Origin of the sequence: Silvanigrella sp., from assembly GCF_044369315.1 — a bacterium.
GTDB lineage: Bacteria > Bdellovibrionota_B > Oligoflexia > Silvanigrellales > Silvanigrellaceae > Silvanigrella.
In genome coordinates, this window is the sequence record NZ_JBIPMD010000012.1 from 1 (window position 1) to 13,423 (window position 13,423).

General features: G+C 31.1%; 14 protein-coding genes. 5 read left to right on the forward strand and 9 right to left on the reverse strand.

Annotated features, from left to right (window positions below; all coding sequences use genetic code 11):
• Window positions 1-111: 111 nt before the first annotated feature.
• Complete coding sequence (locus ACIQ56_RS02205) at window positions 112-465, reverse strand: site-specific integrase (protein ID WP_397599450.1); 354 nt, start codon at window positions 463-465, stop codon at window positions 112-114.
• Between the two features lie 223 nt (window positions 466-688).
• On the opposite strand from ACIQ56_RS02205, the gene ACIQ56_RS02210 reads away from it, so the two are divergent.
• The 4 genes from ACIQ56_RS02210 to ACIQ56_RS02225 all read left to right on the forward strand — a co-directional run bounded on the left by ACIQ56_RS02210 (window position 689) and on the right by ACIQ56_RS02225 (window position 3,819).
• Complete coding sequence (locus tag ACIQ56_RS02210; RefSeq protein ID WP_397599451.1) at window positions 689-1,012, forward strand: hypothetical protein; 324 nt, start codon at window positions 689-691, stop codon at window positions 1,010-1,012.
• 295 nt (window positions 1,013-1,307) lie between these two features.
• Window positions 1,308-2,393, forward strand: a complete 1,086-nt coding sequence (locus tag ACIQ56_RS02215; RefSeq protein WP_397599452.1) for a deaminase — start codon at window positions 1,308-1,310, stop codon at window positions 2,391-2,393.
• Window positions 2,394-2,676: 283 nt separating this feature from the next.
• Window positions 2,677-3,000, forward strand: a complete 324-nt coding sequence (locus ACIQ56_RS02220; RefSeq protein ID WP_397599453.1) for a hypothetical protein — start codon at window positions 2,677-2,679, stop codon at window positions 2,998-3,000.
• Window positions 3,001-3,291: 291 nt separating this feature from the next.
• Window positions 3,292-3,819, forward strand: a complete 528-nt coding sequence (locus tag ACIQ56_RS02225; protein ID WP_397599474.1) for a zinc-binding dehydrogenase — start codon at window positions 3,292-3,294, stop codon at window positions 3,817-3,819.
• 5 nt (window positions 3,820-3,824) lie between these two features.
• Here ACIQ56_RS02225 and ACIQ56_RS02230 read toward each other — a convergent pair whose 3' ends face one another.
• From ACIQ56_RS02230 to fliG, 8 genes are all read right to left on the reverse strand, one after another.
• The gene (locus ACIQ56_RS02230) at window positions 3,825-5,033 is read right to left on the reverse strand and encodes a hypothetical protein (RefSeq protein ID WP_397599454.1); all 1,209 of its coding nucleotides are present in this window, start codon (window positions 5,031-5,033) and stop codon (window positions 3,825-3,827) included.
• Window positions 5,034-5,143: 110 nt separating this feature from the next.
• The gene (locus ACIQ56_RS02235) at window positions 5,144-6,817 is read right to left on the reverse strand and encodes a patatin-like phospholipase family protein (protein WP_397599455.1); all 1,674 of its coding nucleotides are present in this window, start codon (window positions 6,815-6,817) and stop codon (window positions 5,144-5,146) included.
• Window positions 6,818-6,848: 31 nt separating this feature from the next.
• A complete protein-coding gene (locus ACIQ56_RS02240; protein WP_397599456.1) occupies window positions 6,849-8,270 on the reverse strand; it encodes a class I SAM-dependent RNA methyltransferase in 1,422 nt (473 codons plus the stop codon).
• Window positions 8,242-8,826, reverse strand: coding sequence for a MotE family protein (locus ACIQ56_RS02245; RefSeq protein WP_397599457.1), 585 nt, complete (start codon window positions 8,824-8,826; stop codon window positions 8,242-8,244). The genes ACIQ56_RS02240 and ACIQ56_RS02245 overlap by 29 nt, the downstream gene beginning before the upstream one ends.
• The gene (gene fliJ, locus ACIQ56_RS02250; RefSeq protein ID WP_397599458.1) at window positions 8,823-9,281 is read right to left on the reverse strand and encodes a flagellar export protein FliJ; all 459 of its coding nucleotides are present in this window, start codon (window positions 9,279-9,281) and stop codon (window positions 8,823-8,825) included. The genes ACIQ56_RS02245 and fliJ overlap by 4 nt, the downstream gene beginning before the upstream one ends.
• Window positions 9,278-10,621 carry a FliI/YscN family ATPase gene (locus tag ACIQ56_RS02255; RefSeq protein WP_397599459.1) on the reverse strand — a complete coding sequence of 448 codons (1,344 nt, stop codon included), beginning with the start codon at window positions 10,619-10,621 and terminating at the stop codon, window positions 9,278-9,280. The genes fliJ and ACIQ56_RS02255 overlap by 4 nt, the downstream gene beginning before the upstream one ends.
• A gap of 3 nt (window positions 10,622-10,624) precedes the next feature.
• Window positions 10,625-11,845 carry a FliH/SctL family protein gene (locus tag ACIQ56_RS02260; RefSeq protein ID WP_397599460.1) on the reverse strand — a complete coding sequence of 407 codons (1,221 nt, stop codon included), beginning with the start codon at window positions 11,843-11,845 and terminating at the stop codon, window positions 10,625-10,627.
• Between the two features lie 18 nt (window positions 11,846-11,863).
• Window positions 11,864-12,862 carry a flagellar motor switch protein FliG gene (gene fliG / locus ACIQ56_RS02265; RefSeq protein WP_397599461.1) on the reverse strand — a complete coding sequence of 333 codons (999 nt, stop codon included), beginning with the start codon at window positions 12,860-12,862 and terminating at the stop codon, window positions 11,864-11,866.
• Window positions 12,863-13,068: 206 nt separating this feature from the next.
• Here fliG and ACIQ56_RS02270 point away from each other — a divergent pair, with 206 nt between their 5' ends.
• The gene (locus ACIQ56_RS02270; protein WP_397599462.1) at window positions 13,069-13,422 is read left to right on the forward strand and encodes a transporter substrate-binding domain-containing protein; all 354 of its coding nucleotides are present in this window, start codon (window positions 13,069-13,071) and stop codon (window positions 13,420-13,422) included.
• Window position 13,423: the final 1 nt, after the last annotated feature.

Sequence of the window (13,423 nt, forward strand, 5' to 3'; positions counted from 1 at the left end):
TCTTTCAAAAGCAACTTGCTCTGACAATTTTAAAAGTCTATTTTCCATCTCCATTTAAATCTCCTCCTCAAAAGGAGATTTAATTCTGGATTTATGCTTTGTAAAAATCACTTATTGGGAGGACACCTGCACGCTTTTTAGCTTCAATTCTGTGGTAGGATCAATCTCAACGTGCCTGCTCTTGAGAGCCCAGCTAAAAAATCGCCTGAGACTTTGAATTCGACGATTGATAGTGGAAGCAGCTCGCTTTTCTGTTTGGTCTAAATATCCACGATAACGTTGGAGAGTGAAAGCATCAATTTCGTTAATTTTAGCAGCAGGAAACATTTTATGAACCCACGCTTTAAAAAGATGCAAATCACAAAGGTAGTTCTTGACCGTGTGCACAGAACGATCGGTTTTCAAAAGTTCCAATTCAAAATCTGGAAAATAAGATTCAAAGGTCCGTTCCGAATTTTTGATCATTATATGCACTTTTACCCCCCCCCCCCCAAGTTAGCATTCCGTAAGAAAGTACATATAACGTACAAAAATTAAGGAAAAAAGTACATATAATGCTATTTATATGTACTTTTTAACTTTTTAATTCATCTTGTCTTTTGGGTGAGTAAAGCAGAGGAATTTTACCCATACTTAAATACTGATTAATAAAACCGAATACTTCAAATAATCTTTATCTGGAGGTAATATGTCTGGTTGTGAAAATAAAGAATTAGATACTAAACCTGAATTAGTTATTGGCCTTACAGGTGGGATTGGCACAAATTTTAAACAAGTAAGAAACATAATTAAAAATGCTTTAATAAACGAATACAATTACCAAGTATTAGAAATTAAATTATCTAAAATTCATGATGAAATTTTGGAATCAAATTGTTCAACAGAATCTGATGATAACAAGAGTCTAAATAATCTTTTAAAGAAGATGAATAAATGCAATGAATTAAGAAAGGCAACTGGAAAAAAAGAACTTTATGCTATAATGGCCGTTTCTAGAATAAAAAAAACATAGAACTTTTTATAAGAATCAAAAAAATCAAGAAGAAAAAGATTATAATCCAGAAGGTCAAGCATATATTATTGACAGTCTTAAAAAGCCAGAAGAATTTAATTTATTAAGAAAAATATATGGAAGAAATTTTATTCTAATATCAGTATATGAATCAGAAGAAGCAAGGGAAAAAGAATTATTAAAAAAGAATTATAATATTGAAGAATCAAGAGAAAATTGTTGCAATTCTGAAATTTATAATTATAAAGAATCTTTTGTTAAATTTCTTATTAAAAAAGACCAAAATGAATCGAATTTGTCAGATGGTCTTGACAATGAATATGGACAAGATGTTCAAAATACTTTTCCTTTAGGTCACTACTTTGTAAATTCAGATGATCTTGGAAGCTTAGAAAATGATATTAAAAAACTTTTTAAAATACTATTTAGTTATCCATTTATAACGCCATCTTTTGATGAGTCTATGATGTTTCATGCTTATACAGAAGCTCGACGCTCTGCTGATCTATCTAGACAAATTGGTGCAATTATTGCAACTGAAAATGGAGAAATTGTAGCCTCTGGTTTTAACGATGTCCCTAAATTTGGCGGAGGTTTTTATCAAGATGGAGATAAACCAGATCATAGAGATTTTAATATTGGTTATAATCCTAATAAACAGATTATAGAAAAGTTTAAAAGTAATTTTAAAACTGAATTTAAAAATAATAATATTGAAATTCCAGGTGTAAATGATAAAGAAAAAGATAAATTCATTACAGCTTTATTTAAAAAGTCTGGTGTTGGTCATTTAATTGAATTTTTCAGAGCTGTACATGCAGAAGAGGCTGCAATTTGTGATGCTGCAAGAAGAGGGGTAAGTATTAAAGGATGTACTTTATATGTTACTACATTTCCTTGTCATCTTTGCACAAAAAAAATAATTTCTTCTGGTGTAAAACGAGTTGTTTATATAGATCCTTATCCAAAAAGTAAAGCTGAAGATTTATTTGGATATGCTGTTCTAATTAATTCAGATAATGAACTTACAAATAAAGTAAATTTTCAATCATTCCATGGGGTAGCTCCTAGTCGTTATCTGAATTTTTTTAGAAAAAGCGAAAGTGATAGGACAGAAAAAGCATCAAGCAAGGTGAAAAATTGGAATCCTGAAATAATAAATATATTTGCTTATAGGACTGTTTTTTCTTATTTTATAAGAGAAATAATTTGTATTATTAACTTCAAATCAATAAAAAAAATAAGTATAAAAAAAGATTATAAAGATTTAATTGATTTTTGTGAAAATATTTTTGAGCAAATAAAAATATTTGAAAATCAAACTTATGATGATCAAATAAAAAATGTATATTCTAAAAAAGAAATTAAATATGTAGATTAATATAAGTTTATGATGTAATGAGGAGACTTTTAATTAAGAAAAGTAAAGTGCACTATTTTATTCAATTGTTTTGGTGATTATTAGAATTTTCTACTTTTTATTGGCTAAAAGAGAAGATTCATCCATCTTAGCATAAATACCCAAAATTATATAATATAATAATATCAATTACTTAATAGTAAAATTTGACGATTTTCAAATTTTTTGTTACCTTATTTCAATAGTACTTTATGATGTTTAAAGTATTTCTATAATAAAAAAATCCAGGTTAGAGGAGATACAAATGGGTTATTTTAGTGAGTTAAGTATCGATTTAGATTTAGGTATATTAAAAAATCCTACAAATGTTAAAGGAGAATATAAAGGGAAAGATGTTTTTATAGAGCTTAATCAAATTGATTCCGAAGAAAGACAAATGGGAGCAGAATATACTTATTCTGGAACCATAGAAATTGAAGGTGAAGAAATTGAAGTTTTAGAAATATTTGAATATCCAGTGGGAAATTTAAGTCGCATAAATATAATTAATGAAAATTTAAACTATATTAATGAAGAAGATATTGATAAATTTTTTAGTTGGGGAAAAAATAATATAGAAGAGTATTAAAAATAATTTAGCAGAATTTTAGAATAAGACCGTTTATGTTAATAAATAAATTATTTTGAGTTCAACTTCCTTAATAGAATGCCATACCAGCTCAAACAGCCTATGTAAGGCAAAATCAAAATATTTAGTCTCAATGACTATGGGAATAGTCCAATCGTCTTTGGGAAATGACAGCCTTTAACAGCAATAACAGCATACGAAGCTTTATTTACACAACTTCAAATCTCAAAAAACATTTCTGACAAACCAAAAAAAGTTTTACTTGTTGGGGCTGCGGGTGGTGTTGGATCTATTGCGATTCAACTTTTAAAATCATTAACATCTTCAATAGTGATTGCTACTGCTTCTCGTATTGAATCTGAAAATTGGGTAAAATCTTTAGGAGCAGATTATGTGATAAATCACAATAAAGATTTTTTAACAGAATTAAATAGAATTGGTTTGAGCGATGTAGATTATATCTTTTGTATTAATGGGCTTGAATCCCATTTTATAAACATGGCAAATTCAATAAAAACATTTGGGAAGATTGTTACCATAGATGACCCTGTGAATCCATTAGATATGATGTTACTTAAAATGAAAAGTGTCTCTTTTTCTTGGGAATTTATGTTTACACATTCTTTATATCAAACAGAAGACATGATTTCACAACATAAATTATTGAATGAAATTTCTCAATTAGTTGATTTAAACAAAATCAAGTCTACTATTGGATTAGATTTAGGAATTATGACTGAAGTAAGTTTAGAAAAATCTCATGAGCTTTTAAAAACACAAAAAACAATAGGAAAGATTGTTTTAGGAATAAATGAATAATAAATTTAATCTTCAGCAGAACTTGAAACTGGCTTTTCAGGAACTGTTGCTTCAACAGGATTTACCAACTCAGTTGGTTTTGTAACAGAGTCCTCCGCTGAAGGAGGCTGTTCCTCTGGTGTTTCTTTAACCGAATTTAACTCCTTTTCCTCTGAGGGAGGAGGAGTTAAAACAGGTTCTTGTTTTATAAAAGATTCTTCAATATTTACTGGAAAAGTTTTTGTTGAATCCCAACTTCCACTTTGTAAATTTAAAGCTGAAATTTTAATATACCATTTTCCTTGCCCAATATTTTGAACAGGAAAAGTATTTTTAACCGTACTAAATACTTTAACTCTATTTAAAAAATCATTATCTGTTGCAACTTCAATTCTATAAAATGAAACTTTTCCTGTTGATGTCCAACTTAACGTATCTTTTAGTTTCATTTTATCAGGAATATCTGCTCTAATTCCAGTTGATTCGGGAGGATTAATTTTAATTTTATGAGCTTCTTTCCCATCTTCTTTCCAATAAACATCACCAGGTGGTGGTATAGAAATTCTATATTTACCTGTTACGTTAGAATTTCCATTTAAATAAATCTTTTGAAAATTTGGATCTCTTGAAACAATAATTTTTTTCTTGACTGGCACATCAAGGACAGGCCCACCATCTTGAATGTCATAATTATAAGTCTCTGGACCTGATGATTCATTATTGGTTTTTATAAAAGGAGGAGGAATTACGGCAACTTTTTTTTCTTCTACTGGTTTCGGAGTTGCTGGTTTTACTAATGGAGATACGGGAATAGGTTGTGCAATTGCTAATTCAGGTTGAGAAGCTTTTTTTGTTTCCTTCACAACTTGAGGAGCTGTAGCTACCGTAGTTTTTGAAGGTTCCGCAATTGGAGTTGGGGGTGGTGGTAACACGTTAGATTTATCCTCAGCTACAGGTCCAAGAGTTGTTTTATCTGAGGCTATCTTATCTTGTTTTTCTGGCGACTTCATCCCAAATGGAGAATAAGGACCAAAAAAAAGGAGACCAGCTGCAGTTGCACCAGCTACTCCAACGCCAGCCGTAATGCCTGTTAAAATCATTTTTCTTTTTCTTGTTAAATCATCTTCAGATGTACTATCAGGAAAACTTTCGTCTTTGTGAGAAGAATTTGTCTCTTCTAAATTCTCCTTTTGACGGTTAACAGATTCTGTTTTTTTCAGGCGTATATTTGTCATTTCGAAACCTCTAAGCACTGTTTTTCCTATGCAAAGTTTATATCGGAACAACAAAGAATGGATTAAGGTGACAAATGTTACCTAGAGGAAAAAATTATGTAGGAAAATTGTCAGTTGAGCAGGGATTGAATCATATTCTTAGATTTTAAAGCAAATCCTTGTTTTGCAAATTTATGGGCAATGGCATCATAGGAAGATAAAATTTGAGAAATGGTACATCTATAACCTAAATCAACTAGTTCCGTACGGATATAATATTTCATTGGATTTCCAGCCATAGCTTCCATAACATCATCTGTAGGCTTGAAAATAACAAAATCTACATCAGGATTATTATCCATAGAATGTTTTAACATGGAGCTTGATCTTGTTTGAACTAAACTTTTTACCGCTTGTACCATGGTAAAGTAACCACCGCGTTTCATTACCGCACCTGGTAAATTACTCGTATAAGGTACCATTGGGTCAATATAAACAACGAGAGCCGCTCCTTTACGAATGGCTGTATTGAAATCAGAAGCACTTGTTAATTGACCATCTGTAAACCAATGGCCTTTTACCAATTCTGGTAAATAAAATGGGGGCAATGCCGTGCTTGCTCGAATTGCTTGACTTATTTTAATATCTTTCCAAGGCTCTTCACCAAATACAATATTTTCTCCTGTATCTTGATCTGTTACGTTAATATAAAGCTCTTTTTTTAACGTAGCCATATTATCTTCAATTCCAAAGTGTTTCATTTGTTTTTCAAAAAACTTTTTTAATTTTTCACCTTTAAAAAAACCAGTTGGAACTGAATTTTGTAATCGACTGATAAGTTCCCCAGAATCAAAAGTAGAAAATGCCCTGACAAAATCAAATGCTCTACGAGCGATTTCAGAACCCGCTAAATCAAATATTGTATTCAAACCTAAAGGTTCTAGACTAGTATGTTTTCGGTATATTTGTCTTACAAGATCATCAGAATGAACACCAACTGCTAATGTACTTGCAATGATTGCCCCAGATGAAACTCCACAAAAAATATCAAAATCCCCTGTTTCTTTATCTAACAAACAACTATCAATTGCATTCACAACACCAATAGAATAAATATATCCTTCAAGACCGCCACCAGATATACAAATACTTGTTTTCTTATGATTTTGTCTAAAATCATAAAGCTGTCTTGTCGCTGCTAAAAAAAGCTCAACGGAATCGGATGGCTCTGTGATTACCGCTCTTACGTTTGAAAGACTTAAATAAAATTCTCGATTTGTTTTTCTTGCTAATTTAGGTAACACAACAACGACACGACGCATGGTATAAATAAAACCACGTGGTGTAAAAGTTTCAATTGCTGTTCTTAAATTTTCAAAATTTATTGGTTTTTGTTGTTCTTTATGTTCCGTAAAACTTTGAGAAGTGTGAAGTACATCTGCATTTTGCATTTCTTCCATTTTTAATTGCACTCTATCTAACTCATTTGAAAGAATAGGATGAGGTGTATCCTGAGCAAAAGTTCTTTCATCTAATATAATTAAATCTGCATCAAAAATAGGAAGTTCTTTTGCAACCTCATGAACATCGGTATAAAAATTGACTGTAGCTCCAGGAAATGAATTTGCAGCTAATGCAAGTCTTCGAAGCAAATAGGATGAAACTGAAAAAGAATTTGGCTTTTCAGAATTCGTATTTTTTGCTCCCGCTTTAATAAAGTCTACTTTTAAAGACTCTATTAAATTAACTTCACCGACATACATCACGCGAAATTCTTTATATCCTGAAAATTTATCTGAAACCAAGTTATGCTCCTTTTTTAAAAGGATTTTGTTTCTAATCTTCTAAATTAGAAACTTTTGGGGTTCTAGGATACATCACATATTGTAAATACTTACATGGAATGTTTCCATTATACACATTTACTCTCCGTGTTGGTCGCAATCCTACCTTTTTTAGTCCATCTTCACTACCTGTAATCAACCAAGCTGTCCAATGTGGAAATTCTTGTTTCCATAAGTCGCCCAATGATTGGTACATAGGAGAAAGATCTTCACCTTCTTCAAGTCTTTCACCATAAGGAGGATTTACTACTAAAATTCCTTGTGAGGCATGTGGTTTGCTTTGGAAAGCATCTTTTTTGGAAAAATGAATTAATTTGCTAAGTCCGGCTTCCATAGCGCATTCTTTTGCAGTTTCAACATTTCTCTCCGAAATATCACTTCCAAAAAAAGGAGCAAGGGAGTCTTGGAATGTTGTGATATTATTTTTTTCTGAATAAAGTTTAATTCTCATTGGAAGATCGGCAATAGGTTTTTCATTTGCTATGATTTTTGCTTTTAATTCTTTAAGAGCTACCTTCATTTCATTTGCTTTATTAGGACATAAATCCATAAATGAAAATTCATTTCTATGAACATTGGGTTTCCAATGTAACAAAGCTAAAGCGGCTTCTATCACAAAAGTTCCTGAACCACACATTGGGTCTAGTAAATAAGGTGACATAAGAATAGGTTTTGCTTTACTTGAAATGCCTTGTTGTTTTAAAAGTCTTGTTTCTTTATCTTCAAAATAAACAGCTTCAGAAGAATTCCAAATACCGTTCGCTAATAAATTCCAACCCGAAATTCTTAATAAAGATGCAGCTAAAGATTCTTTTAAAGGAGCTTCCACAGTTTTTACGCGATATCCTCTTTGAGAAAGAGGCTCTCCTGTTGTATCTACAGAAATGCTTAATTTATCACGAAAAAGGCGAACAAAAATTTTAATATCGGGTCTTTCTGTATTGACGTCTGGTCTTTCTCCAAACTTGTCGCGGAAAGAATCACATATTGCATCTTTTACTTTTAAGCCCACAAACATAGAGTTTTGAACAAAAGTATCATTTATAGAAGCATTTACAGAAAAAGTTAAATTTAAATCAAATATAGAAGTCCAATCGAGAGAACGAGACAAATCATAAAGATCTTTTTCATCTTTGACTTGGTCTTCTGCAAGTACTAGCAAAACTCGACTTGCACACATGGAGGAAAGATTTACAGCAATACAGCCGGCCCAAGGAGCTTCTAAATAGCACCCCGCAGAGCCTTTCCAAACTTTATGTTTAATTTGAAACTGAGAACAAATTTCTTCAATTTCATCTTTCAGAATATCTTCAAATCCCCTAGATGTTGTTATAAAAAATCGTTGAATTGATAAATTAGAATAATAATATCTATCATTATTTTGGTTACGGAGGTGATTTTCCTTTTTCTTCATTTTTTTCCTTAGCAGGAGCGCATAAACCAAGCTCTCTTAGCATTTCAAATTCTCTGCCAGAGCGAATACGGGTATAATACTCCAAAAATTGTGTTGCTTTTGCGGGTGATGAGTTTTCTAGAAGCTTTGTTACCTGACGTGCAGGTAACCTACTTAATAATGCTATAACTAGATCTCTATCCATTGTATCCATTACAGGAGCGACTTTTCGAGGTTCCATTTTTGAAACAAACTCTACAGCCTCTTTCACCCTATCCTCTTTCAGTTTTTTCTCTTTTTGAAGTGTTTCGTCAAGTAACCTTTTCTCTTCTTCAATTTTTTTTAGCCTAGAATCTACATCAAGACGAGCTAAATCATAAGATTTTTTTGCTTCTTGTAATTTAACGATTTTTTGTTCTATATCTTGTTTCGTAATTTCAAGCTCATCTCGAATCCGCATAGCTTCTGTAGCAGTTAATTCTCCCCTTGGGATAACAGGAAGATTTTGCGCAAAAACTTCCTTTTCAACAAATCCATTAAATAGAATGAAAGGAAAGAAAAAAAGTAAAATAATCACTCTTCACCTCTTTCCTGAAGTTGATTTCGTAAAAATTTTTGAGCTCCAATTTCATCTAGGCGAGCTTGTTCTTTAATGGATTCTTTTTCTAAAAATTCTTTTTTCTTTATATCTCTTAGGTTTTCAATTATTTTTTGATTTCTTTTCGATTGAATCAATGCTTGTTGATAAACTTCTAAATCGGATTGATAAGTTCTTAAATTATCTAAAAGTTCCATTATTCTTTCTTGTCTTATTGTTAAAGATCTTTCAAATAATGATATTTTATGCATTTGAGTTAATTGAACACTCTTATTTAATTCTTCCCGATCAGAAAAGTAAAAATCTCTTTCTTCATTGATCATTTTTTTTAATTCATTAATTATATTTCTTGTATACTCCACTCTAAGCTCTGCATCACGAGTTTCTTGTTCCCTTAAATTTAATATTTTTTGGAGAGTAAAATGAAATGTCATACATCTGCCTCTCTAGCTAATTCATGTAATAAATTTAGAGAATCTTCATAATTACAATATATGGAACGATCTTGTTTTAAAAAGGATTCAATTTTAGGAAGAAGTTTTATTGCTTTATCTAATTTTGGATTCATACCGGAGTTATAAGCACCAATTGTTATTAAATCCTCATTTTTTTGATATTCTGACATTAAATCTCTTAATATGCTAACTTCTTTTAAATGTTTTTCGTCTGTAATATCTATCATAACACGACTTGCACTGGAAAGAATATCGATAGCTGGAAAATGATTTTTTTCCGCAAGAGATCGAGATAAATTGATATGCCCATCTAAAATACTTCTTGCAGAATCGCTTACAGGATCATTAAAATCATCACCCTCAACTAACACTGTATAAATTCCAGTTAATGATCCTTTTGAATTGCTATTACCAGCACGCTCTAATAATTTAGGTAACAAAGAAAAAACGGATGGTGTATATCCTTTCGTTGTTGGTGGTTCTCCCACAGATAATCCGATTTCTCTTTGAGCCATTGCGACTCGCGTAAGAGAATCCATAAGTAATAAAACTTTTTTCCCTTGCTCTCTAAAATACTCTGCAATTGCTGTTCCAACATGAGCAGCTCTCACTCTACTCAAGGGAGATTGATCCCCTGTAGAAACCACTACGATACTTTTTTTCATTCCTTCTGGACCAAGATTTTCTTCAAGAAACTCTCTAACTTCACGACCTCTTTCTCCAATTAATGCAATTACGTTTACTTCAGCATCAGAATAACGAGAAATCATGCCCATAAGAACACTTTTTCCAACACCAGATCCAGCCATAATTCCAATTCGTTGCCCTTCTCCAAAACTTAATAATCCATTTATAGAGCGAATTCCGGTATCAAAATGACTTTGTATTCTTTTACGAATCAAAGGATTTAAGGGTTCACGAACAATCGAATAAGGCACACCTTGATTTTCAGAAAAATTTAGTCCCGTCATGGGTCGCCCATAGCCATCAATGATTCTACCAATTAAATGATCTCCTACCATTATTTTTTGTTCACGTTCTATGCATTGAACAAGGGAATTGGCACAAACTCCAGTAGGATCAGAAAAAGGAACTACCAATGATTTTTCTTTTCGAAAACCTACGATTTCACCTTCAATTGAGAACGTTTTTTCTCGATTAAAAATACGAACTAAGGCTCCCAAGGGGGCATCAGATAAAGTAACTTCAATTACAGTTCCAACAATTTGTACAACTTTACCGTATTTTTCAAATGAACTATGAGAATCATGTATCTCTCTTTGTTTCTTTAGTTTTAACAATGCTTGATTTGAAAACATTTATTAAACTGCCTTTTTTAATTCATAATTTTCTTTTTCATTTTTCTCTGATTCATTATTTATATCTTTAAACAATTCTGACTTAATATTTTGAATCACATAATCAACATTTTTCTTAATGTCCACTAAGGAAGCTCCTGTATCATTTTCTATCTGAAAGCTTCCAATTTCAAGAGCACTGTTTTCTTTTATTTGAATTCTTGAATTATCATTCAGAGATTCAAGATGTTTTTTAATTCTTATAGCATCACTTGGATTCATTTGAATTGATAAGGAAGAAGTTGCACTGAAAGATTTTAAAACTTCATCAAATAACTTGATCAATGAGGAATCACTTACTTTTATTTGCTCTCGTAAAATTCTTTCACAACAAAGTTTAGCTAATTCTAAAAAAATGTCTTTTCCTTCTTCAATTAATGAAATTTTCAATTTATCCATCCGAACCGCAGCTTCCGAAATATTTGAAAAAGCACGATCATATTTGGATTCGGAAGCAATCAATCCTCTTTCTTCTCCAGTCCGAAAACCATTTGAATTTCCATCTTCATATCCTTTTTTAAAGCCTTCTTCGCGTCCTTCTTTTTCTCCTTTTTCAAAACCTTCTAAATGACCTTTTGAGTATCCTTCTTCTTTTGCTTCTTTCAATTTCAATTCAATTTGATTTTGATCCATTTCATTTGGCTTATTTATATTTTCAATAGTTTTTTGTTCCATTTGGGGTTTTATTTCATCCCTTTTTTCTTCTATATTTTCTTTATTTACATTAGCTTCTTCTGATTTATTGGGATTAAAATTTGTAAATTTATTCTGCTCATTTACTTGTTTTTTTTGTTGCATTTTTTTATTTTTATTTTCTATTTTTACTTCTTCGGAATGCTCAATTTCAGCTAGCTCTAATGCCATAGCTTCTTCTTCATCCATTATAGATCTTCTTCTTCTCTTTACCATTTCCCTTTGACCTTTTTTATAATCTTCAGTCATATCTCTTGGAATCAAGGGTTTGGATTTTTCAGCAAAAGGTTTTTCGAATTCTTTTGCAATTTGAACTTTTTCAGAAATTTCTAATGGGTCATGCATTTTTTCCAAAATAACAGTTTTTTTAACATTATCTGGAAAAATAATACTTTGCTCATTGAAATGGAGCCATGGATAACTTTCCATGTCAAGCATTTTCATTACTTTTTCATTTGATTTTTTGACAAGTTTACCAACTCTAGAGCCCACAAAAACCTCTTTTATTAATTAAACTAAAGCATTTTCTCCGCTTGCAGAAATCACAATTTTGCCTTCATCATTTAATCTGCGAGCAACTTGAACAATGGCAAACTGCGCTTGCTCCACATCCGATATTTTAGCAGGTCCCATAATTGTCATTTCTTCTTTTAAATTTTCCGCAGCTTTTTGAGACATATTTTTGTAAATCAACTCTTTTACACCTTCTGAAGCTGTCTTTAGTGCTAGTTTTAACTGCTCTGGTTTAACTTCACGCAATACTGTTTGAATTCCTCTATCATCAATTTTAATTAAGTCATCAAATACAAACATTAATTTACGGATATTTTCTGCTAAATCGGGATCTCTTTCTTCTAATCTATCTAAAATATTTTCTTCTGTTGCTTTATCCATCAGATTTAGCATTTCAACAATAGGATCAATACCACCTACTTTTGAACTTGTTACGTTTCCAAGTCTCTGGATCTCATTTCTTAAGACATCATCAATTTCATCGATAATTTCTGGTGAAACACTTTCTAAACTTGCGACTCTTAAAATTAATTCTGTATGCAAACTTTCTGGTAAAATTTTAAGGCATTCTCCAAATTTTTTGGGATCTAAATGCGCTAAAATAAGCGCCATTGTTTGAGGATGTTCACTTCTTAAAAAATTTGCTAAAGTCTTTGGATCAATTAATTCTAAAGACTCTAAATTCACATTTGATGTTAAAGAAAGTTCATCAATTAAAGCATTTGCTTGATCACTTTTAAAAGCAGACTCAATTAATCGTTTTGTAAAGTCGTTACTTCCTAAAAAGTATTTTTTATTTGATTGTAGAATTTGATAAAACTCTTCCATTACAGTATCAATTGCATCACTATCAACACGACCAAGCCTACTCATTGCACTACCAATGCGCTTGATTTCAAATTCAGTCATGTGTTTAAAAATTTCTGCAGATATTTCTTCGCCAAATGCTAGCAAAAGAATTGCCGCCTTCTGGGGCCCTGTATACTTAACTGCCACATTATCCCCTTCATTCCATTTTTTTTAATTTTAATGCCAAATTTCTATCTTAGGGAGGAATTATAAGGACCACTTGTCAAATTAATATAAGGAAATTATTTTCTATTACTTTTTCAAAAATTTGGCTGTTAAGTTAAGAATTATTTTTGAATATAAATTAATATTATCTTATAAAATATTTAAATTTAATTTTAGGTAATATTTATATGAAATTATTATTTAAAAAAAAGTATTTATTCCTTTATAATCTATTTTTTTTATCTTTTATTTTTTTCCATTTTCAAGTTAAAGCAGAATTACCAAATGATATAAAGCATATTATTTCAAGAGGAAAACTCATTGTCGCTGTGAACTCAGTTGATTACCCACCTTTCTTTTATCATAATAAAGATAATAAACTTGAAGGATACGACATAGATATTGCTCATGATATAGCTAATCAATTAGGCATATCTGTAGAATTTAATCAATCAGCAAATACATTTAAAGGTGTCGTCACTCTTGTTGAAAATGACAAAGCTGATTTAGCCATAAGCGCTATAAGTGGAACACTTTCATGAG